The organism is Haladaptatus sp. SPP-AMP-3 (assembly GCF_049568665.1).
In the GTDB taxonomy this organism is placed as follows: domain Archaea; phylum Halobacteriota; class Halobacteria; order Halobacteriales; family Haladaptataceae; genus Haladaptatus; species Haladaptatus paucihalophilus.
This window is the reverse complement of record NZ_CP145897.1, coordinates 664,222-690,327: the sequence shown is the minus strand read 5'-3', so window position 1 is coordinate 690,327 and position 26,106 is coordinate 664,222. Positions and strand designations below refer to the sequence as shown.

Below are 26,106 nucleotides of genomic sequence, written 5' to 3'. Positions count from 1 at the left end.
TGCGGGTGCAAGGTACGGAGCCGTATATAGTGGAATTATCAAACTACTAAACGACGCTCCTCCTTGGACCTCTACATCCGAGGACCGACGGCTATCGGTCTCGGTGGCGGTCGAGCGACCACGACCAACTATCCATGTCACAGACTGATCGAAATGCGACTCCCGCCGAGACGATATACAGGGAGTACATACTGGGAGTCCGAATCGTCACGATATCGGCCGAGGATGGGAGCGCTCGCTACCGATTCGAAGCACCGAACCACGAAGGAGTTCGGTTCGAGGACCCCGAGTTGGCGGAACTGTACGCGGACGTGTACTTCGACGTGAACGGGTTCGAGGAGGCGGGAACGGGCGAACGTGGCGTCCCGCCGGAGATAATCCAGGCGGGTCGGGATACGCTGTCCGCGTATTTCCTCACCCAACCGTACACCGACCTCAATTGGGTCGCCTCGTTCTACGGCAAAACCCCTCCGGAGATAGAGCGGTACGTTTCGACGGTTCGGAAACGAGCCGAAGAGATACGTACTGGCGCGGAAGAGATGGGGATGGAGTAGGGGAACTCGCACGTCACTCGGAAGGGACGTTCTGTTTTCCGGGAGGGGAGTAGTCGATAGCTCCGTGGTAAGTCACCTGTCACCACTCATATTACACCACATTCTCATACGATATCAAATTCGTTCGGGAACAATAGAACGGGAGAGAAAAGGATAATCGACCGAAAATTCGTCGATTCCCGTGAAAGCACGGTGTTCTCGCGGTCGACGTTCGAATGTCTAATTTTTTGAACAGTGTCGGGGGAATAGGTACATAGACGTCGCATCCGTCCAATATAGCAAATACACCTATTATAAATTTACATATTATCCTACTGTAAATCACCGCTTGCATGGTCGAGTTCACCCGACGCAAACTGATGGCCACATCGGTCGCCGCGACGCTAGGCGCGAGCGTTTCATCGAACGTCATCGGTATCGAAAGCACCGAACCGCCGGAGGACGACGACACTCCGAGTGCACCGTACGTAAGGGGCAACCTCAAGCGCTTTTCGTCCACCGCGTTCGGCGCGGAGGTCACCGGCCCGTTCGTCTTCGAGGACGGAACGCCGCTGTACAGCCTTCAACACCCGAGCCGCGACAACCCCGCACCCTACAACAGGTCCGGCATCGGTTATTTCGAGGGATTCCGGTTCTCGATGGACGGACGCAACGACGATTTCTCCGGCCTCCCCACGCCGCAAACGAACGAGGAGAAAGGGATGGTTCGAAGCGCGAGCGGCGATTTCACGTTCCTCGCACGGGAGGAAGACCGCATCAACGGCGGCACCGAACGACTCGGCGTCACCCAGACGCCGGATGGGTGGGATATCACGCGGGACAACTTCGCCGGGACGCAGTACGGCGACGCCGGATTCAATCCCGACTGTAACCAGTTCGTCCCCACCGACGAGGAGGGTACCGAAGGGTACCTGTTCACCAACTGGGAAAACAGTCCCGGAAACGTGTCCCGAATACCCATCAGTCAGGGCGGAGACGGCGGCTGGACCGCCGACCTGGAGAACGCCATCAACCTCGCAAACACGGAACCGATGCGAGAACTCGGCGGGACGCGAATCAACTGCTACGGCGACCGCAGTCCGTGGAACACGATGATTTCCGCGGAGGAGAACTACGCTCAACCCCGCGTTTCGCTGACCGCGACGGTGAGCGACATCGTGGAGAAGGGAAGCGGGAAGAACCTCATCGGCGGCTGTCAGTTCTGGAACCGACCGAATCCGAGCGGAATTCAGGAAGCCATCGACGAATACTACGGCGACGAGTCGTGGGGTGTCCAAGGCTACTGGGCGCTCACGGGCCTCGAATTCCTCGCGTACTACCTCGGTGCCGAACGCATCGACCAGACTGCCACACCGGTCGACCAGTCCGCGGAGGACGAGCGGAACACGACGAACCCCATCGGCGACGTGTACCCGAACCCGTACCGCTACGGCTACTTCGTCGATTTCCGCGAGCCGACGGCGGAGACGCCAGAACCCATCAAATACTACGTGATGGGCCGAGCGTCGTGGGAGTCCCCCGACATCCAGAGCGACAAACGAACCGTGTACGGCTGTTCCGACGGCGACAGCAAGGGAATCTACAAGTTCGTCGCCGACGAGGAAATCGACGGCTACTGCGACCCGATGAACGTCGCCGGAACCCTGTACGCGCCGAAGGTGACCAACGCGGACGCTGCGAAGAAGAACCCGCCCGCCGACGTGGACCTCGAATTCGAGTGGCTCGAGTTGGGCCACGCGTCAAACGCCGAAGTCGAAAAGTGGATTTCCCACTACGACGACGTCACGCAGGTCGATTATCTCGACACCCACGCCGACACCGACTGGGAAGACGACCTCAACGCGGCGCTCGAAGAGGCCGATAAGGAAGTCGTCGAAAACGGCAACCGGAACTACATCACGAACGAGGAGATCGTCGAGTGGGCCGAGCAGTACGAGAACGAGGGGCCGAACGGGGTGGACGAGGAACTCCGGAAGGTTCCCTTCCTCGAAACCCGTGCGGCGGCCAAGGAAGTCGGCGCGACCATCGAGTTCAACAAGGCCGAAGGCGTCGATAGCGTCGACGGCGCGCAACCCGGCGACTACGTTTACTTCGCCATTTCGGCGCTCAACGACGCGCTGGCCGACACGCTCGGTGACATCCGACTGGACCGCGTGGACGGCGGCGTCGTCTACCGCGCCGAACTCGAAGACGATTACAACGTTTCGACCCTCGAACCCGTCATCGTCGGCCCCGACGCGAGCGACCCGGCGGACATCGCGGACGACGCCCTCATCAACGTCGACAATATCTACGTGATGGACGACGGTCGCGTCCTCTGTTGTGAGGACGCCGATAAGTTCGGTCGATCCTACAGCAACGACTGTCTGTACGTCTACGAACCCGAGGCGTAAGGGAAACAGCGATTCGGCGGGTTTCTCGATGGGTTCGTCCCCGTTACCCCATCAACCGGCCGTACTCGACCTTCATACAGCGGTCTTGAACGACTCGTTTTCCGGCGTCCTCCGCACGTTTCGCCGCGTCGTCGTCGCGGATACCCAACTGCATCCAGACGGTATCCACGTCGTCCCGTTCGAGAGCGGCATCCACGATTTCGGGAACTTCATCGCTCGGGCGGAACACGTCCACGATGTCTATCTCCTCGTCCACGGCTGCAAGGGAATCCGCCGCTTCCCGTCCGAAAATTTCGTCCGCGAAGGGGTTGACGGGGATGACCTCGTACCCGTGGTCGCGGAGGTATTTCGGAATCTCGTGGGCGTCCTTTCCGGGCGTCGAAGAGCAGCCGACGACCGCCACCGTGTCGAGTTCGAGGACGTCCCGCAGTTCGTCGTCTCGTTCGATAGTCATGGGAGAACTGACGCCACGAATGCGCAAAAGTATTGGCTCTTTCGACAGGTCGAGAGCTACACTCGCCGCCACTCGGTCGTCGGGCCGACGCCCTTCAACCGGATTTCCGACCCGTCGTCCCCGTCTTCTCGAACTTCGATTTCGCCGTCGAACAACTGTCGGAGCGTGCTCATCGTCTGCGCGTCGTGCGCCGAGGAGTCGATGACGAACAGTCCGAGGGCCTCCGCGCTCTGGACGCGGCCGGTGAAAACGTGGAGGAACCGAAACACGGTTTGGAGGTTCGAGTACATGAGGAGCGTCGAAAGCGAATCGAACGCGATGCGGTTGGAACGGACGCCCGAATCGTAAAATCGCTGGAGGTACTCCGAGAGCTTGATTCCGATGCCGGTCATGTCCACCGGCGAGGACGCGAATTCGATACCGTCGGTCCGTTGCGGAGCCATTCCCTGCTGTTTCGAAACACAATCCACGACACCGATGGGACTGTCCGGCTCGTCGAGGCGCGATTCGTACTCCGAGAGCACCTGTTTGCCCGCGCTTTTCGTCGTCACGAGTATCGAACCGTCGCCTGAACGGTTACCGTGTGCGAGCATGTCGAATGTGAGACGCCGCTTTCCCGTCATCGGCGGCCCTGCGACGACCAGGTTCGTCCCGGGATTGATATCTCTCCCCGCGAACACCCCACCTAAGTCGTACATCGTGAACCCTCACTGTACACGGTTGCACCTTCCGATTCGATAGCGAAACGGGGGAACGGTGAGCGAAACGTCAGTTTTCTCCCCCTGTATCATCTGGGATTAATATATTGGGTCCCGCTTATATTCTTTTTGATTGCTATCTGACCCGGCGAAAACGCTCAAAAGAGGACGGCTATCCGACCGATGACGAACGCGAACGCCGCGAGAAACATACCATATTTCAAATGATTTTGTCCGGCTGTCGGGTTCCCGAAACTCTCGGCGGCGGCATAGAGCATGATGGCGTCCGCGGGAACGACGACCACCAGATAGGGCAGTCCGAACACGCCCCACAGGTACGGCAGCGGACTCGCGGCGACGGCGACGACGAGCAGTATCGCACCGAACGCCGTCGCGCGACGTGCACCGATGGCTAACGGAAGGGTGTTCAATCCCTCTTCCCGGTCGCCAGCCATGTCCTCGACGTCCTTGATTATCTCCCGCGTGAACGTCGAGAGCGCGGCGAGCAAAAAGAGAATCGCGGCGGTTCGGATTTGTGCGACCGGAACGCCGACGCTTCCCGCGTCGGCCGCAACCGCCGCACTGCCGAACAGAAACGTGCTCCCGCCGAGATAGGCGACGACGGCGTTCCCGACCCCCGGTAGGCCCTTAAATAATTTCGTGTAGGCCACGAGCGCGAGGAGGTTGAGCGCCGCGATGGCGATGGCGAAGACGGGCAACGCGAGCGCCGCGACCACGGCACCGACGAACAACACGATACTGAATAGCAAGGTTCCCTTCGGCGAAACCGCTCCCCGCGGAATGGGTCGCTCCGGCGCGTTGATGCGGTCGATCTCCCGGTCGAAGTAGTCGTTGATGGCGTTGCCCGCCCCCGTCGCCAACCACGTCGCCACCACGGCCGCGACCACCTGCACCGGTTGCGAGTCGGTGAAGACGCCGCCCGCGACGAACGCGCCGATGAACGTGAGCACGCCCGCCGCGAACGTATTCCCCGGACGTGTGAGTTCGAACAGTCCCTTCGCACGCCCGTCGATACTCATACGGCGACGTACTCGGTCCACGCCGTATAAATGGTCGGAATGCGATTTTCGCGAGATGAAACCACGACGTTTAAAAAGTAGGGGCCAGTACGAATGAGTACGGGCGCTTAGCTCAGTCTGGACAGAGTGCTTGGCTTCGGACCAAGTTGCCGCGGGTTCAAATCCTGCAGCGCCCATCATTCTGCGAAGAACGAACGTGACGAGCGGATGATGTCCGCGAAGGATTTGAATCAAGGAGTGGAGCAAAGCGGAACGATCGTGGTTCAAATCCTGCAGCGCCCATGTTTATGAACGATACAAATCCAACAGACGTGAGTGGATTCCTTATAAATCGACCCCTGTTGGTCGAGTAGATTTCGTTTAGGAACTGAACGGGGGTCGAAGCCTTCTTACGATTAAACCACATCCAAAGTCAGTAGATCGGCAATGGTATGTTAGGAAACTACTGGTTATCTTAGGTCCATCTATAAAACATTGGATTACCTAGTTCTAGCGAGAGTGGAAATACTCTTCACCAGAGGACTATTCTGTATTAAAATATTGTCATTTTAATCGATGTTTCACAAACTTCGGGTACTTTTATACCCCACAGAGCACCGAGTCCTCGCAATAAATGTTGGGCAAAATATAACTTCTGCCGGGGAACGGGAGCCTCAGCAGTTACTCCCTAAATGTGTGTCTTTCATACCTGCACCAAGCAAAGTTGGATGTGGGATAAGGGCATTTTTCCGAGCTTTCCATACATTTGCAAATCCACCGCCGATTGCAGGGGAGTAGATCCCGAAACCACCCAAATCATAGTCGTATACTGCAAACGAGTACGAATTATTTGCAACTTCGCCTGCAAATAACGAAACAAAAGCATTTGCCACTGTTTCATGGTTCTTAATCGCAGAAACTGCGAGAGCAGGGAGTCTTTCAGTAAGGGTGCTAAGAACAGCACTTGCAAGTACTGCATTAGCAATTGTGTTCGCCCATCCCACAAATCTAAATGCGGTGCCAGAAATTATGTGGTCATAACCACTACCACATCTCTTAATATGACATTGATTTTCTATCTCAATACGATAGGGAGTCGATGTTTCAATAACCTTAACTCCGCTAGTTGTGGCACTTGTACCTACTCGTTCTTGAGAGAATGTAGACGCAGATGCTTCCGTACCATAATCTGGCAACACCTCAACAGTCCCTTCGATTTTATTGAATCGAGTGTATACGATTCCGTCTTCCGTTTCAGTTCTTCTAATTGTATATTCATCGGTTTCTTCCACTACTTTTGAGCTACTAATAATTTCGTCTGGTGTAGAATGTTCCGCTGCAGAGGCCATCCCACTAAATGCACTTGTTCCCGCAATTCCAGTTGAACTAAGTTTCAGAAACTTACGTCTGTTTACCATTCAGATGTATATCTTCTTGGCACTATTTAAGGAGTTCTAGACTAGATTAAAATATATTGAGGTAGGTAGACAAAAGAAGTCCCAGAGCAATTGCACTCGCATTCATAAAGGATCTTTTCCAAGATCTTTGTTGGAAGGTTCGTAGTATGCATGCTAGTGGAAAGGCTACCAGTATAATTGTCAACTTACTCCCAACATAGCTGGAAAGATAAGCATACAATATTGTCAGCACGACACCCAATAGTCCACTTATGAGACGCTGTTGACGAGATAAACTAGTATCGTCTGATTCGGCTGCCATATTTCCATCAAAGACTGGATAGATATATAGCAGTAGTGGTTCTCAAGCTCATAATGTCAATGAGTGTCAAAACTACTTGCATCGCTGGGTCTGCTAAACACACTCGGTAGTGATTTGCATACTCTTCAAGCCAAAATGATAGAAAGTTCACATCTAGGGAAACCCGGACGATAAGCGAAAACTACCGACCTACACCACAGATACTTCATGAGAAATACACATCATTAAATTGTCTCACAAGTATGGCGATTTTGAGACGGCCGAACTCGGCCGCCTCACGCCTGAAAGGACAAGTCGTTCGATAGTCGAACGGCTGAGTGGTTTCCACCGAGATTCATGACCCGACCATTAGCAAGGGCCTCGCCGATCGAGAAGTATGGGTTCAGTAGAAGGAACCGTTCGTTCTGGTGAATTCGGTGTGTCTTCTCCACAGAACCACCCAATTGGTCAAATAAAGATCGAAACTCCTCTGTTCTGGATGTTTGTCTAAATAATTCCCGGATTAAAAAACGAATGCGGTAGGTATATCCGTGTGGTGGGTCTCTGTTTAGTTGTAATGGCAAACGGTAAGGTTGATTTCTTCAACGACACTGGCGGCTACGGTTTCATCTCGACTGACGACTCCGACGACGACGTGTTCTTCCACATGGAAGACGTTGGCGGCGAAGACCTGACGGAAGGGACCGATATCGAATTCGACATCGAACAGGCCCCCAAGGGCCCGCGCGCGACAAACGTCGTCCGCAACTAACTAACGTTTCGTACCGTCGCCACACGGCGATACGACGTAACTTCATTTCTCCAGTCGAACTTCCCGGAGAGAACTATCGCTGTTTGACGGACGGTACGGTAGAGAGCCCGTTTGGGATAACCCTATCCCTCGAAAGAACCTATGCGACAGTATGGGTGAGTACGAGGCCACCTTCGAGATTACGTCGAAGGACGATGCACATGCCGTCGAAAGATTGCTGAATTGACTGTACGACACGCTCCGAGAGGAGTCACGGACGGTCCGTGCCGGAACGAGTGATTCAACGGAGATGTTAGAGCATTTCGAGGGGATCCACAATGCCGCCCAACGTCAGAGACCAGGGAGGCTCACGGTAGTGTTCGAACAGCGAGATGAACCCTTCGAGGAGAAGCAGTAATCGATACAGAACAGAGCAGGCAACTACCGGAGTAAGACAAATCCCCTAAGACGGTTACTCGATAGGTCCAACGGTCTCTTCCCCACAGTGGGGTCGTATTCGTAGTTCCCGCTTTCAGTTTTCACACAATCCACAGAGTGTCTCACTTATTCGTTATCGACAAATACCAGTTTTCCATAGTTCCCGGATTCGGTCGCCTCACGCCCGAAAGGACGATTCGGCTCATGGTCGAACGCGGAGAGAGGTTTGTTACTCGTTGCGCTCGGCCTCAAGCGCTTGGAGTGTCTCGTACGCGACAATCGCATAGGTCATTGCCGGACCGCCTCCCATTGCGACGGCTATCTTCAGCGTATCGATGATTTCCTCGTGGGTCGCACCGGCCTCCAGTGCGGCATCGGTGTGCCAGAGAATGCAGTGGTCGCACCGGGTGACGACGCCGATGGCGAGCGACATCAACTCCTTGGTTTTGTGGTCGATGACGGTCGTCGTTTCGGCGGACTCGACGAACCCGACGAACTGTTCGAGTTCGGGTGCGTCTTCCACCAGTTCTCCGAGCGATGCTTTGAACGCAGACAACTCTTCAGAGCGACTCATAGAAGACCGATCGATGTCAAATCACATGTCTTTGAGGTTATTTCTCAATTGACGGGAACAGGACACGTGCGCCTATTTCTTGCATTGACAGTACAGGAGTTCAGATTCGCTTCCATATATAAATTTCTTATAATTGAATTCAGTCTCCTCACGCCCGAAAGAGCGGTTCGTTCGACGGTGAAACAAAAGCTTGCAGCGTCCATTATTCTGGGCGACGCTTCCGAGGTAAATGACACCCCGGCATCAATGATGCTCCGTCGCGCCTACGGACTTCCGGTTGTCAGTAACGCACCACTGAAGGCGTTCGTTTCCGCCTCGAATTCTCTGCGGGCGTCGAATCGCCTTGATAGTGTTACACCATCAACTTATAGTGGATGGCGAGCATAGAATTTATCATGGAAAACTCCGACAACCTCACCGAGGCCGAGATTCAACGTGCCGTAAAAGAGGGTGCTTCGGAAGCGGGGCGATCCGTTCTCTCAACTATTTTTTGGACAATACTGGCAGTGTTTGCGACTCTCGTCGGTCTGCAAGCCGTCCAAATTGCATTTTATACGACCGGTTTGGCTGCTATCGGCTTTGCTGGCATCGGTGTCGTCGTTACAGGGGCTAGCGTCTATCTTCTCTATCTGCTCCACTGGAGCTAAGATAAACTCGGTGTGCTTGACGCACTTTCCGGCAAGCTACAAAAAAAGTCTATTTGTGTCCCCGAAGGAGGTATCACAAAGTCACACTTCTCGATGGTGAGTTTATCCGGCCGTCCCCTTGTCGGTCGTACGGCCGGAGCGGTCGTTGTACACGACGGCTTCGATCCAGCCGTAGTCGGTCGCTACACAGGAGACGCCGGAACTGGCGACGATACACCGCTTATACTTCCCTTTCTGGTACGATATGGCATAGTACTTATCGGGATGGAACGTCAGACTCTCGTCGGAGACGCCTTTGTAGTCCCAGTTGACGAGGACGTAGCCCTGAGCGTTTCCGATCGTTGACGGAGACACATTGATGACTTTGTCACCGTCGACACACCAACCGATGTCGATCTCGAACGTGAACGCGTGAAGTGTATTTCCGACGTACGGGACGTGGATGTACGCTGCAACGGTGTCACCGTAATTGTTGCAGCTACTTGGAGAGATATCCGCGTCCGTTCGTGGGTCCCCATTCGGATCGCTCGTGGATTGGGGTGCGACAGTGAGATCCACATCGCGGAGGACTTCTTGAACGGAGTGAAGTTGCTCGTCGGAGAGGTCCTCGATCACTTTCTGTCGCTGGTCCTTGATTACGCTACCGGCGTCGGCTGCCGTTGCTTGCTGATGGACTCGATTCGACCACTCGAACGTATCCGAGACGAATTTGGCAACCTTTTTCTTGTCGTCTGGATCGAACGACGTGTCGAACGTACTTTTACCGTCGTTGGAGCCGCTTGCAGCCGCGAACTGAATACCGAGGGGTGCTGCAACTGCACCGACGCCGAGCGTCCTGAGGATATTTCGACGATTCGATTTTGAAGACGGTTCGGTTGAACTTTCACTGGGATCGTTGGGCATTGTAACACCCAGTTCCGACATCTCACAGACATATAATTATACTATTCGTTCAGAAATTTACGGAGAGTTCATATTTTACGAAAGGAGTACGTCCCGTACCAAACGTTCGCCTTTTTACCGGAAGACGGTCCGAGAACGAGCCGTCCGCCACCACAAAAGAGTCGAGCAACCCACTATATTTCCATTCCAATCCTTACAAAAATTTTAAGCAAATCCATTAGAACGTTGTTTGTGATGTCACTTCCTGTCCCCGAGGATATCGCCACCACTCTGCTCAAGCGCAACGAGTGCGTCCGTGCACTCGTCAATCAACCCCACACGAAGCCGGAACTCGTGGAAACGCTCGATATGCCTCGCTCGACGCTCGATGATGTCATTCGCGAGCTCGAACAGGTTGATCTCGTCGAATACAGAGATGGTCAGTGGTATCCAACGTTTCTCGGACAGATGGTCTTCCACGTACATCGTGACTACCTTGGCCAACTTGGCAGGCTTACCGACGCCTTACCGGTGCTTGATTCCTTAGACACGGATACCGAGGTGAACTGGCCGTTTATCGAGGGTGCGGACACCCACGAGACTCATTCGAGGGTTCAAGACGCCGTAATGACGACGCTTCTCGACCATGCCGAAGCAGCGACTACGGTGCGCGTGGTGACACCCAACATCGTTGCTGGATATGGGGATCGGTTCTACCGGAATGGGACCTCAGGAAGAGAGGCCTCACTCGAAGTGATCATCCCCCCAGAGGTCCACGAATGGTTTTACTCAACGTATCCGTCAGTAGCGACAGACGTACTGGACGACCCGAATGCGAATGTCTTCCACGCTTCCATTCCGTTCTCGTTCGGGCTTTCGATATTCGATAGTGACCGCGCCGGAATCACCGTCTTCACCGACCAAGGTATCGCCGGGCTGATAGTCAATGACACCAACGACGCCCTCATGTGGGCAGAGGAACAGTACGACCGTGTGAAACAAAATGCAGAACCAATTTCCCCTCGTGGAGAATCCTCCTGACGCCGGTCGAACAATTCATCAAAATCGGTTCCTCGTCTTTGTGGTATAGTTCGAGCGCGGTCTTGAGGTCGATCGGTTCGCAACTCGTTATCGATGTTTCGGACGAGCGGACCCCATGAATCCCGGTAACTACCCATTCCGAATCAACGGGTCCGTCGTCAGTCGTGGTGCGTTCCGTTCGGATTATTCGACGGTAGGGACCGTATAACAATACCGGATGCGGCCATTGGATGAATTGCGAGCGTCGTAGGGTGCGACCGGGTCGCCACGCACTCCGAGACGTTCGAGCACAGCTGCCCAACGTCGTGTTCCACGGCATACTCACGCCAGTCAGGTCGTGCCCGCTTCCCGGCACGGCCATGCCGCGCTCCGGTGGGGGACTCCGGGACGAGAACGGGTTGCTTGTTGGTAGAAGCACCATCGACCCCGCGTCGGTGGCGGCCACTTCGTGGCCCCGGTGGTTCGATTCCACCCCCGTTCGTACGACAAATCCGGCGGAGCGGTCGATTTTTAGCGCGATGGGACGGCACGATTCGAGTGCTGACGTTCGTTCGTCACGGAAAGCTACTCGCGTCGTTCCCTGCCCATCGTTTGGAACTCGTCGTTCGGCCGCCAGTCGGCGAACGTGGCCATCCGGTTCGAGAGGTTGAAAAAGGACGTCACGCTCCCGATGTCCCATACTTCCTCGTCGCTGTACCCGACGTCGCGCAGTCGTTGCAGGTCGTCGTCGGACACCTCGGTCGGGCGCTCGGTGAGTTTCACCGCCACGTCGAGCATCGCCATCCGCTTCTCGCTCACGTCCGCCTGCCGGTAGTTCGCCACCAACTGGTCGGCGAGCGTGGGCCGTTTCGCGTAGATGCGAACGAGCGCGCCGTGGGCAACGTTGCAGTAATAGCAGTGGTTGACACCGGAGACGGCGACGATTATCATCTCCACCTCCTCGCGGTCGAGCGACGTATCGTTGACGAGCGCGTCGTGGAAGGCCATGAACGCGCGGAAGTGGGAGGGCTTGTACGCGAGCGCCGCGAACACGTTCGGCGTGAATCCGGCGCGTTCGGTCTCCTCGTCGATGCGTTCGCGAAGGTCGTCGGGGATCTCCTCGTAGTCGGGGACGGGAAATCGTCGCTGCGCCTCGTCGGAGAGGGTCGGGTCGGACATACCTCCCGATTCGGTGTGTTCTCACTTAACGAAGTCGTCCGGTTCCGAGACGGTCGGACACGAAAAACAAAAACTGGTAGCGTCCGTCACGCGTTCGAGCGTTGCTCTTCGGAGGCCTCTTCGACCCACCCTTCGGCTCTGGTCCGTGGGACGTTCGCCGCCTCGGCGACGTCGTTCGGTTCGGCCGATGCGAGGTCGTCGAGGGAGCCGATACCGGCGTCCTCGAGCCGTGAGCGGTAGGTGTCACCCAACCCGTCGATCCGTTCGAGGTGCTGGCCGTCGCCCTCCGCCTCCATCTCTTCACTCTCTTCGCTCTCCGCTTCCTCCGCCTCCGAGTCGTCACCGTCGTCGGACTCGTCGTCCGCTTCGCCCGTCTCGGCGACGGTTTCGAGGCGGTCCTCGATAGCCGAGAGGCGGTCGTCGAGTTCGTGACGGAGTGCCTCGACGTCCTCGCTCGTCTCGTCGATTTCCACGGCGGATGAAGCGCCCGCCTCCGCTGTGGCGTCCGCTTCTCCCGCTTCCGTTTCGACCGTTTCCCCACTTTCCGAGAGCCGTCGCAGGTGCTCCGCTCGGTCGATGACCTGGGACAGTTGGGATTGGACCGATTCGACGTGCGCTTGAAGGTGTTGTCGTCGCTCCTCGACTTCTTCGTGGAGTTCGACTTCCTCCTCGGACATCGCATCGGTCTGCTCGTCCAGATTCTTCTCCAGTTCGGCGACTTCCCGCTCGAATCGGTCGAGTTGATCGTCGAGTTCCTCGGGCGATTCGATTTCGGGTTCCGGAACGCCGAGCAGCTTCCGGTTCTCCTCGAAAACGTCCTCGGAAACGACGTACTCCAGGTGTTCGCTCGGGACGAATCCGACGACGTTCTTTCGGTCCTCGTCATCCATCAGAATGACGCCACTGTCTACCGCTTTGTAGCCTTTGCAGTCGAGAATGAGTCCGTTTTCGCAGATTACTTTCATGGTCATTTTTATGATGTGTTGTATCGTATCGACGTTGCTGACACCGGGAGAGCAACCGACGGTATGGTGTTGTGATGTCGTTTGGGTCGCTCCTTGGCGTCGGTACTCGACTGGCTGTCCCGTCGAACCACGGTTCTCTTCCGGCAGTCCGTTCGGTGGACGCAACCACGTCGCCCGACCCCCCGTTTCGTCGATAGCCCCAGTATCGACGGGCCCACCGCACATGGACGACCGTAAGTAGCATAAACACTACGACGGTGACGTGGTACGATGAAACGGAATTCGCTCGGACGGACCACTACCGTCACCGAGGTGTCAGTCTCCCGTGCCGAGTTCCCGTTCGGTGAGCACCGGACGGGTTGCCGCCTCGGTCGGTTCGTCGGTATCGCGCGACAGCACTGCAAGGACCGACTCGACCAGCTGGTCTTCCATCTCGGCTTGTCTGAAGCTCATCGCCGGGTTCACGTCCACGGCCCAGTAGCCGTCGTCGGATTCGATGAAGTCAACGCCGATGGCTTGCGAGTCGGTGAGTTTCATCACGTTCCGTATTTTCTCCGCCAACTCCGGTTCGGGGTCGATGAGGTCGATGTACTCCTTTTTCCCGCGTAGTTTCGACTTCGCACGGAGCACTCGGACGACTATTTCGTCGCCGGTGTCCACGGCGTAGTACTTGTGATCGATGGGATCCGCCGGGACGAGTTCCTGATAGAAATCCCCCTCTCCGTTGAACTCGGGGTCGGGATGGAAGTGCCAGTCGAAGGATGTCTTCGCCACGTAATCACCCGACGGTTTTTCGAACGAAACCGGTGGCACCCGACAGCCCACCCGTTCGAGCACGCGATACCCGACGAGACGAGCGCCGAGGAGGACCGTTTTGTAGCCGTTCCACGTCGCAATACCCTCCGATTCGGCCCGTTCCAGCGCACGAAACGAATGCGGGTCCACCTTCTTGTTCATCAGCAAGTCGAGATTCGAGATAGTTTCCTCGGACAGCGGCGTTCCGGGCTCGAAGAAATCGACACGGAGACCGCGATTGCGAAGTTCGTCTCCAACGACCGAGAACACGTCGTGTTCCTCGTTACAGATCACCCCCACCCGCTGTCGAGACTGTTCCCTCCCTTGTGATTTTTTGTTAAGCGACACAGACACTCTCTAGCATGAGTGTACGTATAGAAATTGTGTATACCTACCACTCAATAGCACGGTTATGTCAACATAATCTATATATAGATATATAAAATGGGTCTCCAGGCGTACGCGCGTCGAACGGCATCGGAACGGTCGGGTGAGAGTTAGGGACGGCCATACTTCGCCTCCCAAACGCGACGCGCCGACGGACCGGCGGTGTGGAATCGCTCACGAACCTCACGAGACGCACCGGCGAATATCCTCGAGCGACTTCATCTCGAAAACGTTGTATTCGGCACCGATTTCGTCCGCGACCGCCCGAAACTCCGGGAGCGGGTCGTGGTCGTCGCCCGTCCCGTCGTTGTCGTGGAGGTGAGCGATGTGAATGCGGTCGCCGAATCGCTCGACGAACCCCTCGTAGGAAACCCCCGTCGCCTTCGCGTGCCCCACGTCGAGGGTGAACCGGAAGAATTCCGAGTCGATACCGATGTCGTCGACGAACGCCGCCAACCGGTCGGGGACCGCGGTGTTCCGTCGGCTCGATGCCTTATCGCGCTGATTTTCGAGACAGACCGGCACTTCGACCTCCTCGGCGTAGCTGACACACTCGCGGACGGAGCGGACGGCTTGCTCGCGGCCGTGTTCCTGTGCGCGTTCCGGATACCGCGTCCGCACGGACCCGCCGTGAACCACGACGCCACCGGCACCGATGTCCGCGGCCAAATCCAACGACTCCTCGACGGCTTCGACCGACGCCCGTCGAAGCCGTTCGTTCTGGTTCCCGAGATTGCAGTCGCGGTGGGGCATGTGGACGGTGTACGTCACCCCGTGGTCGTCCGCGATGCGGCGCAATCGGTCCGGGCTCGGCGAGTCCGAGCGCACGTCCAAGTACCCCTTTCGTAGCTCGACGTGTGAGAGCCCCTGTTCCCCCAAGAAGCGAACGAATTCCTCGACCGATTCATCGAACCGCACGTCGAGCGATGCACCGAACTGCATAGTTGTACTCACCGCCGTAGTACTGCGTCCGCAGAGCGTATAGCCGTTATTCACACACGGGAGACAGGCGTGGTCCCCGACATCGAAACGAATACGGTAGAACCGACGGGGAAAAGATCAGTCAGAGGTCGCAGGTTGGGCCGCCGTCTGCAGCGGCGACTCGCTCACGTCGACGAACTCGCCGCCGACGAGTTTCGGCACGACCGACCGACTGTTCATGGCCTGCACGAACTCCTCGACGTCCCGGCGGCGGACCTCGTGTCGCTCGACGTAGTTCTCGCCCTTCGCCACCTGCAGCATGTCCCGAAACATCTCGACTTCGAAATCGAGGAGGGGATAGTCGTTCAGGTATCGACCGATCATGGCGGCACCGAGGTCGTCCTCCGTCGCCCACTCGCCCTTCGACCCCGCACTGACGAGGTACGTCTCCTCGTCGTCGGGGAGGTGGCGGGCCAGCTCCGCTGCGTTCGTCGTCGACCCGATGTAGACGTCGACGTCATCGCCGCCGAGTTCTTGGAGGTTCGATATCGCACGCCCGCCGTTCGAGGAGGTCAAACTCGTGGGACGGTCCGTAACGTCGACCGACTGCACGTAGCTCGGGGAGTTGAAGAAGTCGTACCCGTCCTCGGGTTCGAACGCCTCGGTGCGGCCGCCACCGATTTTCGCGTCTGCGTTGTCCGACCGGTACTCGAACTCCAGTCCGCGTTCTTCGGGGACGTGGACGGATTGGGCACCCGCGGCCAGCAATTCGACGACGGTGGTCGAGAAGAACATGACGTCGATGATGACGTAGTTGCCGGGAGCGGGTTCCGTTGGCAGGTCCTCGCATCGTCGGATGTGGTCCCCATCGAAGTCGATAGAGAGTTGGTTCGTATTTTGCATAGAGTATCTGGAGTGTCCGAATAGGAACGTGCAATGATTGCGTATGCAGGTAGTTTAACGCCCATCTAGGTAGAAAAGCGCTCTGTAATATCCCTACAGAGTACTATATAGTCAGTCATGATTCGCTGCCTGTTGCCACGAAGACATATACGAACGCGAGTGGTACACCGTGGCAGGGTGATTCACCATGGGGGACGAAGCCATCGACGACGAACGTATCGGAATCGTCTGTGATCCGAATCATCGGGTGTTCGGCGTCGTCGCCGAAACCCTACGGAAGCGGGGGTACGGCGTCGAGTTTCTGGAACCGGGCGTGGAACAACCGCGCGACCGCCTCGACCGACTGACCGTGCTCGTCAACAAGAAGGCGCGGTGGGAGTCGCTCGACGCGCTCGAATACGCCGAACGGAACGGAATCAGGACGTGGAACGGTTACGTGGCCTCCCTGTTGTTGTTCAATCGCGTGTCCCAACTCGGGTGTCTCGCCGCCGCCGGGTTTCGTATCCCGTCGATTCTGACCGAACCGCCGGACGGCGACTACGTGGCGAAGGGGTTCATCGACATCGGCGACGACCCCGTGGCGAACGGGGTCGGGGATTTCTATCAGCGACTCCTCGACGCCGACGGGCCGGACCACAAGTACTACGCCGTCCACGACGGCACCGAAACCCACACGGCGGTCGTGCGGTTCGACTCGAAGCTCCACGGCGAGCGCGAACGCCTCGGTCCCGGCACCGTCGACCCGGACGTGGCCGCCCGAATCGAACGACTGCTCGAGTTTCTCGGTGCGCGCGCGCTCGGCGTCGACGTGATTCGGGTGGACGACCGCTGGGTCGCGGTCGACAGCAATCCGGCGACGAGTTTCAAACACACCGACCTCGAAACCGCGCTCGCGGACTCCATCGAGGACGCGTTGCGGGGCTGACGGTCTCGGTGTATCCGCTCCGCCGGACCGCCCGAGCGCTCACTTCGGCGTCGCAAGCAACGGGCGTACGAACTTCTCCGGCGGCCGTTCCTTGTGTGTGCGGGCGGGTTCGACGCGTATCGTTCGGTCGCGGCGAACGTCGTAGGCCGTCAGCGCGCCCCCGTAGACGCAACCGGTGTCGAGGCCGACCGCGGCGTCCTCGACGACCGGTCGTTCGAGCACCGTGTGGCCGAAAAACACCCGGTCGTCTCCCGAGTAGCGTTCCCACCAGAACGGGCGGCCGTCGTCGCCGAGCGACTCCACGTTCTGTAAGTCGTCCACCGTATGCTCGCCGAGCGGCTTTCGCGGGTCGATGCCCCCGTGGACCACGAGCGCGTTCTCCCACGTGATGACGACCGGAAGCGAAAAGAGCCAGCGGAGGTCCGCCTCGGTCAGGTCCGGCGTGACGCGTCGGCCACGGAGCAGTTTCTCCTCGTTGTTCCCTCGAACGGAGAGCATGTTGTCCGACGAGCGGACGAGTTCGACGACGCCGTGACTGTCCGGCCCGCGTCGAACGAGGTCCCCGACGAAGACGAGCAGGTCGTCGTCGCTCGGCGCGAGTTCGCCGACGAGTTTGTCGAGCGTCTTCCGGCACCCGTGGACGTCGCCGATGACGTACACGTCGTTCCAGTCGGCGAGGTCGATGGCGCGGTGCTGGGCCGAGATACTCCGATTAAACGGGGCCGAGTTCATTTGTTGTGTCGTAGGTGACCGTTCTCAAACGGGCGTAGAAATAAGCTCCGAAACGCTCCGAATCCCGCGCTCGAGAAATCCCCCGCGCAACACGGAACCGGCGGTGTTCAACGACGGCCATCCACCGAGATAGACGGCCTACTCGCCCGCCGCTCGCCGCCGGAACCGACGGCGGCGTCAGTTCAGTGGGTTTACACTCACACGGCCCTTCGGTCCGATATCGAAGGAATCCATGGATTCGCCAGACGACGACGCTATCGACCCGGCAACGGCGTTCGGCGCGCTCAGCGACCCGATTCGGGTCGAAATCATCGAAGCGCTCGCCGACACCCACCGCGAGCGGCCGGGCAATCCGGCGTTGCCGTTCTCCGAGTTGCGAAAGCGCGTCGGCATCCGCGACTCGGGGCGGTTTCTGTACCATCTGAAGAAGCTCCGCGGGCACTTCGTCGAGAAGACGGACGAGGGATATCGACTCAACTACGCGGGCGTCGAAATGGCGTCCGCCATCCTCGCGGGGACGTACACCGGGCGCGAAACGCTCGGTCCGGTCGAACTCGATAGCGCGTGCAGCGAATGCGGAGAGACGGCCATCGGCGCGTACGAGGACGGCGTTCTCTCCGTCTCCTGTGACAACGACCATCCCTTGTTCCAGTGGGGGGTACCACCGAACGCCGCCGCGGACGCGACCGTCGAGGAACTGGTCGAGTTGGCGACGGTGTTGGTCCGCCGCGCCGTGGAGTTGTCGCTCCTCGGCACGTGTCCCAAGTGCTACGATTCGATTTCGACCGCGGTCCGGCCGGTCGAAACGGAAGCGGGGGTGGATGTAGTCCCGCGATTCCACGCGGTCTGTGAGACGTGTGGCGGCCAACTCCTCGGTCCCATCGGATTCTGCCTGTTGAGCCATCCGGAGGTAAACGCGTTGTACAATCGCCACGGGCGCTCCGTCCGCACGGCAAACCTGTGGGAGCTCGAATTCGCACAGAACGACGGGTCGCTCGTGGACGAGCGCGACGACGACAGCCTCCGACTCACCTTCCGGCTCGAAGACGAGGAGCTATCCGTCACGATAGACGACACCGCTCACGTCACGGAGACGACGCGGCGAACCGCGGAGTGAATGTCAAAAGTTCAATCGAAAAATCGTTCGCCAAACACTGAAGCGGGAGACGACCCCATCTACTCCCGATGTCCGGCGCACACGGCCCGTCCGATTCCGGTGACGGAGTAGAATCGACCCGACGCGAGGGACTCCTCGGGCGTCTCCCCGACCCGACGTTCCTCTCCCTCCTCGGGTTTCTCTCGATACCCGGCTACCTGTTCCCATCGCTTCGGCCGCTCCGACGGTTCGCGCTGTTCTTCCTGTTCGGGCTGTGGCCGCTCGTCCGCGGCTTCCTTCCCTCGTTCGGCGGGGACGAGGAGGACCCGACCGATTGGGTCGCCATCGGCGGAAAATCCTACACGCGACGGTCGCGTCTGTCGCTTCTGCTGTTGCAGTTGAACCCGTTCGTGTTCGTACAAGGCGTGCTCCAACTGGCCGGACACGTCCCGACGCTCCTTCGATACCGCGGTCGATTGCCGAATCCCGACCGGTTCGCACAGGCGACCGCCTACCGGTTGCCGTTCGGCGACGGCGCATCTCGGGACGACGCCACCGGCGACGCTGATAGTGGTACAGCCCCGACGGACGGCAAAACGTGGACGGTCATCAACGGCGGCCCCACCCGCGAGCGCTCCCATTCGTGGAGCATCCTCGCCCAGCGATACGCCCTCGACTTCGTGATAACGGACGAGGAGGGTCGCACTCACACCGGCGACGGGTCGCGTCCAGACCAGTACTACTGCTACAGCGAACCGATACGCGCCCCCGCGGATGGCGTCGTCGTCGCGGCGAACGATGGCCATCGGGACGGCCCCCGTGCGGGCGGGTGGCTCGACCTGCGCCAACGCAATATCCTCGGCAACTGGGTCACCATCGAACACGCCGACGGCGAGTACAGTTTCTTGGCACACCTCCAGCGCGGAAGCGTCGCGGTGGCCGAGGGCGACCGCGTGGAACGCGGACAGCAGGTCGGTCGCTGTGGGCACTCCGGCAATTCGACGGAACCCCACCTTCACTTCCACGTCCAGGACCGCCCGAACTTCTACCTCGGGATGGGGCTGCCGATTCGGTTCGAGGACGTCGCGTCCGCCGCGTCGGACGACCCCGACGACCCCCGCTACATTTCGGCGGGCCAGCGGGTAGTCCCGAAAGCGGACTGAGGCGCACAGTCCGCTCAGTCGGAGTTCTCCCGCTCGAAGTAGCGACTCGCACCGAGCATCCCGAGGAACCCAGCGACACCGGCGAGGATTCCGAACCCGGCCTGTCCGTTCGACGTGGTTCCGTCTTCGGGTCCGCTCGCCACCCCTTCGGTCGCCGTCGATGTCACCGGCGTCGTGCCGTCCGTGACGGTCGGGTCGCCCCCCGAATCAGTCGTGGTTCTCCCGCTGGCGCTCGTCGTCTCTTCCGTCCGACTCCCGCCGCGCGTCGTCCTCGGTTCGGTGGCAGTCGTGGTCGAGGTCGAGGTCGTAGTCGTCGAATCGCCGTTCCCGGCGCACTGTCCCGAACGGATGACGACCGGCGTTTCCATGTCCAACGACGCCCACCGATGGTCCTCGGAATCGGCGGCGAGCGCGTTCCAGTTCTCGACCGGTCCGACGTAGTTTCGGTTCACGTGTTGCCTGTACAACCGCGCGTCGGCGTTGAACGCCGGGTCGATGGTCACCACGTCGTCGCGGGTGATACCTCGGAACGCGCCGCCGTCGGCACCCCCGCCGTGGTGGGAATCGCCCGCCCACGTCCAATCCACGGTCCAACCGTCGTCCGACTTCGAGAAGGTGTCGTAGTTGGTGGGCGCGTCGTACTGGTCGTCGGTGACCGCCCACTCGCCGTCCGCGGGGAGGCCGGTGATGTGGAACGTGACCGACCCGCCGCCGTCGCTCCCCCGCTTTCCGTGCATGAAGACGAGGGTCGTCCCCTTCGGGCCGCGGTAGAGGTAGAGGACGCTGTTTTCGGCCTGTTCGAGGTCGGTCGCCGGGCCGTAGGCGCTGTACCACCCCTTCGGGTCGGTGTCCGACGAGCGGTAGTCGTAGAACGTCTCTATCGGCAGGTCCGACGTGACGACACCGAGCGGGACGCACGTCTCGCCCTGTTCGAGGACGAACCTCGACGGTCGAACGACCGCCTTCGAACGGGACCCGTCGCTCTGTCTCTCGGCACCGACGGCCGAAACGTCGCCGATGGCACCGACGGCCCCGGCGACCGCGAGAAGGTACGTCCGTCGGAAGGTACCGTTCCGTGTTCGTCGGTCGATGCCGTTCCGTGTTCGCTCCGTCATGCTCGTCGGCTTGCAGTCGGGGAATCGTCGGCCATCAGGTCGGGAGCGAACGGGTCGGCAGCAGGGCCTCTCATTCCGACACCACCCTGAGCGCGGACGGGAGCCGACGATACACCCCGGTCACCGCCTGCATCCGGGTCGCCTTCCGCTGGACGGTGTGGTAGGCGACCGGTTCCGGGCCGAACTTCGATTTGTACCGACAGAGGCGGGGCAGGTTCGCGCCCACGAGGTCGTAGCGGGTCAGCCCTCGCTCCCGCGCGTCCCGAATGATGTGCCAATCCAGCAGGTCGTTGATTGGCACGTCGAGGTCGTGTTTCGCGCCGCCCTGCCAGCGATAGATGGTGTCGTCCCCTTCCAGCGTGACCATCCCACCGAGGATTTCGCCGTCGCGCTCGCAGACGTAGGGGCGGACGCACCCCTCGGGCAGTCGCTCGTACAGTTCGGTCACGAACGCGGGGTCGATGCGGTACTCCTTGTCCTGCGCCGCGTGGCGGTTCTGAATCTGGCCGATGACCGCCTCGATACCCTCGACGCCCGCCTCTCGAATCGTGCAGTCGTCGTCCCGGTTCCTGACGTTGCTCCGCGCGTCCCGGCTGAACTGCATCAGCAGGTCGTCTTCCGTCAGGTCGAGGATGTACGTGTACGACGGCGACACGTCGAACCCGTTCCACGAGAAGGGGCGAAGATCGGTGTACCCGTCCACGGTCCGAACGTCCACGTAGTGCGGGTCGATTTCGTCGTCTATCCACGACAGACAGCCGTCGATGAACGACCGATGTCGGCGCTCCGCCTTCCGCTGTTTCAGCTTCGAGAAGTTGAGCAGGGCCGGACCGAGGTAGTACACCTCCAAGTGCGGCGGCGGCGAGTACACCATCCGGAACGGTCCCTTGGTCGTCTCGAATATCGGGAAGATGCCGACCGGTTCCTGCCCTTTGTAGCCGACGAGGAACCGCACCTCGGCGTTCGCCGTTTCCGCGAGGTGCGTGAGCGCCTCGCGCCGATGAAACGGGGTCGTTTCCTTCGATTCGTCCACGAACGAGTTCCATCGTTCGAGCGTGCTGTCGTCCGCTTCGTGTACGTCTATCGTCATGCGTATCACTCCAAATAGCCGAGTGCCGTCAGTCGGTTTTCCATCGATTCCTCGGATGCGGTCGGTTCGCGTCCGTCCTCCCGCACTTCTTCCGTCCGCTCGCGTCCGCCCTCCCGCCGCGTCGGGTACGAACGTTCCCCGACGGATTCCACGGAGGACAACACCTCACCGTCCATCTCGGTGCTCGTCGGCACGCCGAACAGCGCGAGGACGGTGGGCGTCACGTCGAAGATGTGGGCGTCCCCGAGCGGGCCGTCGATGCCGTCGCCCGCCATGGCGACGACGCCGTTTCGCTTGTGGTTCCACGGTTGGCCGGGCGCGGCGAACTCGTCCCCCGAAAGCTCCGCGGAGAGGAAGTGGTCGAAGTCGGCCGGAACCGTGACGATATCGACCGCCCGGTCCGCATCCGGGCCGTCGAAGTACGCTTCCCGGCGCACCACCTCTTCGAACAGCGGCTCGCCGTCCGGCGTCTCGACGCCTTCGAGGAGGGAGATGAGTTCCGTCCGGAGCGGTTCGTATCGCTCCGGTGGGACGACGCCGTTCGGGTCGCGGCCCGCCAGATTGATGCGGACGCCGCACTCGATTCTGGCCCGCATGTACGCCGTCGAGGCCGGGAAATCGACCTGTCTGCCGCTCGCCCGGACGACCCCCGCGGGAACGTGTTCGGACGCGAAATCGCGGAGGCCGACCGCAGACAACAGTTTTCCCGCCCGGGCGGTCGTGAGGCCGCACTTGGCGGCGAGGGCGGTCACGCGCCGAAGGAAGTTCGGGTCGTCCGCGTCGTCTCCGTCCGCGTCGCCGTTTCGAAGCCGCGACTCCCGCGTCGGAACCCACGAGGGCATTCCGTCGCCGCCCTGCGACACGTCCACGTACCCGTGTTTTGCGAGGAATTCGTTGACGTAGAAACCCGTGCCCGTCATCTCGCCCATCCCGTGGTCGCTGACGACGAGAACGGTGTCCGGGTCCGTCGCGTCGAGGACCTCGCCGACCTGCTCGTCCACCGCCTCGTACACCGCCCGAACCGTCTCCCGCTCGCCGGGGAACTCGTGGAACACGGTGTCCGTCTGCTGGAACTGCAGGAACCCGAAGTCGGGGTCGAACCGGTCCGCGAGGAGGCGGAACGCCTCACCGCGCATCTCCACCACGTCGCGGTACTCGTCGGCGGCCTCCCCGGGCGAAACGCCCGTCGTCTCGGGGTAGACGCGGTAGTCCCCGATTTCCTCGCGGATGTCGGAGAGCAGGTCCGGCGGGTGACACGCCGGGGAGTCGGGGGCCATGTACCCCGGCACGAGCGCGCCGTCGAACTCGCGCGGCGGGTGCGTCACGGGCACGTTGACGACGACGCTCGCGAATCCGTGCTGGGAGAGGTGCTCCCAGACGGGGACGGCACGGACGTCCGACCCGTCCACGACGCTCCAGTCGTAGCCCTCGTAGTCCAGGAAGCTGAACACGCCGTGTTTGCCGGGATTGACGCCGGTGAACAGCGACGGCCACGCGCTCGGCGTCCACGGCGGCAGTTGGGATTCGAGCGGACCCGAGACGCCGCCGTCGAATATCGAGCGGAGATTCGGAAGCTTCCCCGCCGAAAACAGCGGTTCGAGAATCGGCAGACAGGCCCCGTCCAGTCCGAGCACCAGCGTTCGAAGGCCGTCGCCGCCGTCATGGTTACCGATGTCTCCGTCGCCGCCACCATTGTTACTGGCGTCTCTATCGACGCCATCGCCACTACTGCCGTCGTCGCTCACCGGTCCTCACCCCTTTCGTCGGCGGTCGGAAGCCTGATCAGCGGTCGGTCGGCGACCGGTTCCGAACCGGTCGCCCCCGAGTCGTCGGTTTCGGCGTCGCCCAGCAGTTTCGTTACCGGCATCTCGAGCAGGGTCAACAGCGTGTAGAGTTCGACGGTGTTGTCCGCGCCGTCGAAGTGGTCGCGGTAGCTTCGCCGGACGCCCTCCCAGTCGAGGAACGGGAGGATTTCGACGACCTCGCGGTTCGCGGCGAGCGCGTCCCGGACGAATCCATCCCGTCGGACGAACGCCGCGTCGTTCGGCCACGGGCCGTGCGTACACCACGGTTCCGGCGGCGTCTCGTCCTCGAAGTGCTTCCACCGGAATGCGTTCAGGTGCTTGCCGACGTATTCGACCGGAAACGAGCGGTCGGCTCGCACGCCGGACTCCGAGTGCGGAACCGCGGCGAGACGCGGGTCGAGTCGCTCGATGGCCTGGTGGACGATGTTGCGCCGGAGCTGATATTCGACCGGCATCGAGAGGTGGAGGTCGATGAGCCGGTTGTCGAGAAACGGCGTCCGGTACGGACGGATCTGCCGGAGGCTGTTCGTGTAGATGAGTTCGGTGTCGTTCGACAGCGGGTAGTAGTCGCTACAGAGGACGAGTTCCCGAATCGACCGGTATCGAACGCCGTGGTGGTCTATCTCCCCGTCCGAAGTGACGGAGATGTTTTTTCGAAGGACGGCTTCGAGGTCCACGTCGGCGTCGAGGTACGGCGGGGCGTCGGTGGCGAGCCGGTCGACGAACTCGTCCACCGTCCGAATCGGCGTTTCGAGCGGCAAGGTCACGTTCCCCACCGGCCCGAGCGACACCTTCGGCGACGGGACCGCGTGGCCTTTGAACAGCGTGTCGGCGTACAACCCGGACATGAGCACGTCCACCGACGACGTGATTTCGTCGGCGAACCCCGTCGGGTAACCCTGTTTGTACCACCCGTCGAAGTTCGAGAGGGAGGGATTCTCCGCGAGCGACCGCCGCCGATACTCCTCGTCGCGGTGGAGGAACCGAAATTCGTTACCGGCGGCCGCGGCGATGCGCTCCGCGACGCGCGCCTCGCGGTTTCGCCAGTCGTTCATGTGGAACCCGACGACGGGACGGTCCATCGCGGCCATGACCAGCCGCGAATCGCTTCCTCCGCTTAACAGCAGACCGTACTCGCGGTCGTCACGTACCCACTCGTCGAGGATGCGTCGAAATCGCTCGACGAACTCCTCGACGAAGTACTCGAACGGTTCGTCCTTCGGCGCGTGTTCGGGTCGCCAGTACCGCCGGGAATCCGTCGAACCGTCGTCGAGGTCGACGACCGTGACCGTCGCGGGTGGAAGCCGTTCGATGCCGGAAAGCGGCGTCGTCACGCCGAACGAGCGCTTGTAGGCGAGAAACTCGGCGAGATAGTCGCGGTCGAACGCGGTTTCGACGCCCGGAAATCCGGCGAGCGTTTGGATGTCCGTCGAACACAACAGCGCGTCGCCCGCCTCCGTGTGGAAGAGCGGATACGAACCCAATCGGTCGGTCAGCAGGAAGACGGTCCGTCGTTCGCGGTCGTAGACGACGCCCGCGAACTCCCCGTTCAATCCGTCCACGAAGTCGATGCCGTACGATTCGTACAGGTTCGCACAGAACGTCGGCGTATCGATGGCGGCCGGACGCGGTTGATACGAACCGTTTCGTTCGAACCCGTACACGTCGCCGAGGGTCCACACCAGCGCGTCTTTCGTGGCGGTTCGAACGGGCTGTTCGTCGGCCAGCAGCGGATGGAACCCCGTGGTCACGGCGACCGCATCGTCGGCGAACGAATCCGCTCGCTCCGCGTCCCCGCGCCGCATGTTCGGAAACGCGCCTAAGCCGACCGTGCGGTCGCCGAAGGCACCGAACAACCCTACCATGTGCCCCTCCCTCCCGAAACGCGTCGAATTCCCCTCT

General features: G+C 60.0%; 24 protein-coding genes and 1 tRNA gene. 9 read left to right on the top strand and 16 right to left on the bottom strand.

Annotation, left to right across the window (positions count from 1 at the left end; all coding sequences use genetic code 11):
* The first annotated feature begins 134 nt into the window (after positions 1-134).
* Together V5735_RS04145 and V5735_RS04140 are read left to right on the top strand one after the other, a co-directional pair.
* Positions 135-554 carry a hypothetical protein gene (locus tag V5735_RS04145; protein ID WP_423745210.1) on the top strand — a complete coding sequence of 140 codons (420 nt, stop codon included), beginning with the start codon at positions 135-137 and terminating at the stop codon, positions 552-554.
* Between the two features lie 332 nt (positions 555-886).
* Positions 887-2,947, top strand: coding sequence for an alkaline phosphatase PhoX (locus tag V5735_RS04140; protein ID WP_423745209.1), 2,061 nt, complete (start codon positions 887-889; stop codon positions 2,945-2,947).
* A gap of 43 nt (positions 2,948-2,990) precedes the next feature.
* On the opposite strand, the gene V5735_RS04135 is transcribed toward V5735_RS04140, so the two are convergent.
* From V5735_RS04135 to V5735_RS04125, 3 genes are all read right to left on the bottom strand, one after another.
* Entirely contained in the window at positions 2,991-3,401 is a 411-nt protein-coding gene (locus V5735_RS04135) for a CoA-binding protein (RefSeq protein WP_423745208.1), read from the bottom strand.
* Between the two features lie 56 nt (positions 3,402-3,457).
* Positions 3,458-4,099, bottom strand: a complete 642-nt coding sequence (locus tag V5735_RS04130) for an RAD55 family ATPase (protein WP_423745207.1) — start codon at positions 4,097-4,099, stop codon at positions 3,458-3,460.
* A 158-nt stretch (positions 4,100-4,257) separates the two neighbouring features.
* Positions 4,258-5,139: a geranylgeranylglycerol-phosphate geranylgeranyltransferase gene (locus tag V5735_RS04125; RefSeq protein WP_423745206.1), complete on the bottom strand. Its 882-nt coding sequence runs from the start codon at positions 5,137-5,139 to the stop codon at positions 4,258-4,260.
* Between the two features lie 101 nt (positions 5,140-5,240).
* Here V5735_RS04125 and V5735_RS04120 point away from each other — a divergent pair.
* Positions 5,241-5,315 (top strand) — tRNA-Arg (locus V5735_RS04120).
* A 477-nt stretch (positions 5,316-5,792) separates the two neighbouring features.
* On the opposite strand, the gene V5735_RS04115 is transcribed toward V5735_RS04120, so the two are convergent.
* Positions 5,793-6,536, bottom strand: a complete 744-nt coding sequence (locus V5735_RS04115; RefSeq protein ID WP_423745205.1) for a hypothetical protein — start codon at positions 6,534-6,536, stop codon at positions 5,793-5,795.
* A gap of 857 nt (positions 6,537-7,393) precedes the next feature.
* On the opposite strand from V5735_RS04115, the gene V5735_RS04110 reads away from it, so the two are divergent.
* Complete coding sequence (locus V5735_RS04110) at positions 7,394-7,588, top strand: cold-shock protein (RefSeq protein ID WP_007978806.1); 195 nt, start codon at positions 7,394-7,396, stop codon at positions 7,586-7,588.
* Between the two features lie 646 nt (positions 7,589-8,234).
* Here the strand turns inward: V5735_RS04110 and V5735_RS04105 are convergent.
* The gene (locus V5735_RS04105; protein WP_423745204.1) at positions 8,235-8,579 is read right to left on the bottom strand and encodes a carboxymuconolactone decarboxylase family protein; all 345 of its coding nucleotides are present in this window, start codon (positions 8,577-8,579) and stop codon (positions 8,235-8,237) included.
* 395 nt (positions 8,580-8,974) lie between these two features.
* Between V5735_RS04105 and V5735_RS04100 the strand changes: the two genes are divergently transcribed.
* Positions 8,975-9,226 (top strand): hypothetical protein, encoded by a 252-nt coding sequence (locus V5735_RS04100; RefSeq protein ID WP_423745203.1) that lies wholly within the window; start codon positions 8,975-8,977, stop codon positions 9,224-9,226.
* 102 nt (positions 9,227-9,328) lie between these two features.
* Here the strand turns inward: V5735_RS04100 and V5735_RS04095 are convergent, their stop codons facing one another.
* Positions 9,329-10,150 carry a hypothetical protein gene (locus V5735_RS04095; RefSeq protein ID WP_423745202.1) on the bottom strand — a complete coding sequence of 274 codons (822 nt, stop codon included), beginning with the start codon at positions 10,148-10,150 and terminating at the stop codon, positions 9,329-9,331.
* A gap of 213 nt (positions 10,151-10,363) precedes the next feature.
* On the opposite strand from V5735_RS04095, the gene V5735_RS04090 reads away from it, so the two are divergent.
* Entirely contained in the window at positions 10,364-11,149 is a 786-nt protein-coding gene (locus tag V5735_RS04090; RefSeq protein ID WP_423745201.1) for a helix-turn-helix transcriptional regulator, read from the top strand.
* Between the two features lie 564 nt (positions 11,150-11,713).
* On the opposite strand, the gene V5735_RS04085 is transcribed toward V5735_RS04090, so the two are convergent.
* The 5 genes from V5735_RS04085 to V5735_RS04065 all read right to left on the bottom strand — a co-directional run bounded on the left by V5735_RS04085 (position 11,714) and on the right by V5735_RS04065 (position 16,278).
* Complete coding sequence (locus tag V5735_RS04085; RefSeq protein ID WP_423745200.1) at positions 11,714-12,307, bottom strand: peroxidase-related enzyme; 594 nt, start codon at positions 12,305-12,307, stop codon at positions 11,714-11,716.
* A gap of 86 nt (positions 12,308-12,393) precedes the next feature.
* Positions 12,394-13,272, bottom strand: a complete 879-nt coding sequence (locus V5735_RS04080; protein WP_423745199.1) for a helix-hairpin-helix domain-containing protein — start codon at positions 13,270-13,272, stop codon at positions 12,394-12,396.
* 315 nt (positions 13,273-13,587) lie between these two features.
* Complete coding sequence (locus V5735_RS04075; protein ID WP_423745198.1) at positions 13,588-14,415, bottom strand: hypothetical protein; 828 nt, start codon at positions 14,413-14,415, stop codon at positions 13,588-13,590.
* Positions 14,416-14,637: 222 nt separating this feature from the next.
* Positions 14,638-15,396, bottom strand: coding sequence for a sugar phosphate isomerase/epimerase family protein (locus tag V5735_RS04070; RefSeq protein ID WP_423746052.1), 759 nt, complete (start codon positions 15,394-15,396; stop codon positions 14,638-14,640).
* Between the two features lie 117 nt (positions 15,397-15,513).
* Positions 15,514-16,278, bottom strand: a complete 765-nt coding sequence (locus tag V5735_RS04065) for a 2-phosphosulfolactate phosphatase (protein ID WP_423745197.1) — start codon at positions 16,276-16,278, stop codon at positions 15,514-15,516.
* Positions 16,279-16,465: 187 nt separating this feature from the next.
* On the opposite strand from V5735_RS04065, the gene V5735_RS04060 reads away from it, so the two are divergent.
* Positions 16,466-17,203 (top strand): histidine kinase, encoded by a 738-nt coding sequence (locus V5735_RS04060; protein ID WP_423745196.1) that lies wholly within the window; start codon positions 16,466-16,468, stop codon positions 17,201-17,203.
* 39 nt (positions 17,204-17,242) lie between these two features.
* Here the strand turns inward: V5735_RS04060 and V5735_RS04055 are convergent, their stop codons facing one another.
* On the bottom strand, positions 17,243-17,935 hold the full coding sequence (locus V5735_RS04055; RefSeq protein ID WP_423745195.1) for a metallophosphoesterase family protein: 693 nt from the start codon (positions 17,933-17,935) through the stop codon (positions 17,243-17,245).
* Positions 17,936-18,167: 232 nt separating this feature from the next.
* Between V5735_RS04055 and V5735_RS04050 the strand changes: the two genes are divergently transcribed.
* The gene (locus V5735_RS04050) at positions 18,168-19,052 is read left to right on the top strand and encodes an ArsR/SmtB family transcription factor (RefSeq protein WP_423745194.1); all 885 of its coding nucleotides are present in this window, start codon (positions 18,168-18,170) and stop codon (positions 19,050-19,052) included.
* A gap of 68 nt (positions 19,053-19,120) precedes the next feature.
* On the top strand, positions 19,121-20,194 hold the full coding sequence (locus V5735_RS04045) for a M23 family metallopeptidase (RefSeq protein WP_423745193.1): 1,074 nt from the start codon (positions 19,121-19,123) through the stop codon (positions 20,192-20,194).
* A gap of 14 nt (positions 20,195-20,208) precedes the next feature.
* Here the strand turns inward: V5735_RS04045 and V5735_RS04040 are convergent, their stop codons facing one another.
* The 4 genes from V5735_RS04040 to V5735_RS04025 all read right to left on the bottom strand — a co-directional run bounded on the left by V5735_RS04040 (position 20,209) and on the right by V5735_RS04025 (position 26,069).
* Positions 20,209-21,309, bottom strand: coding sequence for a hypothetical protein (locus V5735_RS04040; RefSeq protein WP_423745192.1), 1,101 nt, complete (start codon positions 21,307-21,309; stop codon positions 20,209-20,211).
* 70 nt (positions 21,310-21,379) lie between these two features.
* Complete coding sequence (locus V5735_RS04035; protein WP_423745191.1) at positions 21,380-22,399, bottom strand: lipid II:glycine glycyltransferase FemX; 1,020 nt, start codon at positions 22,397-22,399, stop codon at positions 21,380-21,382.
* 5 nt (positions 22,400-22,404) lie between these two features.
* Positions 22,405-24,144: an alkaline phosphatase family protein gene (locus V5735_RS04030; RefSeq protein WP_423745190.1), complete on the bottom strand. Its 1,740-nt coding sequence runs from the start codon at positions 24,142-24,144 to the stop codon at positions 22,405-22,407.
* The gene (locus V5735_RS04025; RefSeq protein ID WP_423745189.1) at positions 24,141-26,069 is read right to left on the bottom strand and encodes an asparagine synthase-related protein; all 1,929 of its coding nucleotides are present in this window, start codon (positions 26,067-26,069) and stop codon (positions 24,141-24,143) included. Before V5735_RS04025 ends, V5735_RS04030 begins: the two co-directional genes overlap by 4 nt.
* Between the last annotated feature and the right edge of the window lie 37 nt (positions 26,070-26,106).

Bases quoted from the DNA above. Each gene is read 5' to 3' on its own strand.
- V5735_RS04145 (WP_423745210.1), top strand. From the start codon at position 135: ATGTCACAGACTGATCGAAATGCGACTCCCGCCGAGACGATATACAGG.
- V5735_RS04140 (WP_423745209.1), top strand. From the start codon at position 887: ATGGTCGAGTTCACCCGACGCAAACTGATGGCCACATCGGTCGCCGCG.
- V5735_RS04135 (WP_423745208.1), bottom strand. From the start codon at position 3,401: ATGACTATCGAACGAGACGACGAACTGCGGGACGTCCTCGAACTCGAC.
- V5735_RS04130 (WP_423745207.1), bottom strand. From the start codon at position 4,099: ATGTACGACTTAGGTGGGGTGTTCGCGGGGAGAGATATCAATCCCGGG.
- V5735_RS04125 (WP_423745206.1), bottom strand. From the start codon at position 5,139: ATGAGTATCGACGGGCGTGCGAAGGGACTGTTCGAACTCACACGTCCG.
- V5735_RS04115 (WP_423745205.1), bottom strand. From the start codon at position 6,536: ATGGTAAACAGACGTAAGTTTCTGAAACTTAGTTCAACTGGAATTGCG.
- V5735_RS04110 (WP_007978806.1), top strand. From the start codon at position 7,394: ATGGCAAACGGTAAGGTTGATTTCTTCAACGACACTGGCGGCTACGGT.
- V5735_RS04105 (WP_423745204.1), bottom strand. From the start codon at position 8,579: ATGAGTCGCTCTGAAGAGTTGTCTGCGTTCAAAGCATCGCTCGGAGAA.
- V5735_RS04100 (WP_423745203.1), top strand. From the start codon at position 8,975: ATGGAAAACTCCGACAACCTCACCGAGGCCGAGATTCAACGTGCCGTA.
- V5735_RS04095 (WP_423745202.1), bottom strand. From the start codon at position 10,150: ATGTCGGAACTGGGTGTTACAATGCCCAACGATCCCAGTGAAAGTTCA.
- V5735_RS04090 (WP_423745201.1), top strand. From the start codon at position 10,364: ATGTCACTTCCTGTCCCCGAGGATATCGCCACCACTCTGCTCAAGCGC.
- V5735_RS04085 (WP_423745200.1), bottom strand. From the start codon at position 12,307: ATGTCCGACCCGACCCTCTCCGACGAGGCGCAGCGACGATTTCCCGTC.
- V5735_RS04080 (WP_423745199.1), bottom strand. From the start codon at position 13,272: ATGAAAGTAATCTGCGAAAACGGACTCATTCTCGACTGCAAAGGCTAC.
- V5735_RS04070 (WP_423746052.1), bottom strand. From the start codon at position 15,396: ATGCAGTTCGGTGCATCGCTCGACGTGCGGTTCGATGAATCGGTCGAG.
- V5735_RS04065 (WP_423745197.1), bottom strand. From the start codon at position 16,278: ATGCAAAATACGAACCAACTCTCTATCGACTTCGATGGGGACCACATC.
- V5735_RS04060 (WP_423745196.1), top strand. From the start codon at position 16,466: ATGGGGGACGAAGCCATCGACGACGAACGTATCGGAATCGTCTGTGAT.
- V5735_RS04055 (WP_423745195.1), bottom strand. From the start codon at position 17,935: ATGAACTCGGCCCCGTTTAATCGGAGTATCTCGGCCCAGCACCGCGCC.
- V5735_RS04050 (WP_423745194.1), top strand. From the start codon at position 18,168: ATGGATTCGCCAGACGACGACGCTATCGACCCGGCAACGGCGTTCGGC.
- V5735_RS04045 (WP_423745193.1), top strand. From the start codon at position 19,121: ATGTCCGGCGCACACGGCCCGTCCGATTCCGGTGACGGAGTAGAATCG.
- V5735_RS04040 (WP_423745192.1), bottom strand. From the start codon at position 21,309: ATGACGGAGCGAACACGGAACGGCATCGACCGACGAACACGGAACGGT.
- V5735_RS04035 (WP_423745191.1), bottom strand. From the start codon at position 22,399: ATGACGATAGACGTACACGAAGCGGACGACAGCACGCTCGAACGATGG.
- V5735_RS04025 (WP_423745189.1), bottom strand. From the start codon at position 26,069: ATGGTAGGGTTGTTCGGTGCCTTCGGCGACCGCACGGTCGGCTTAGGC.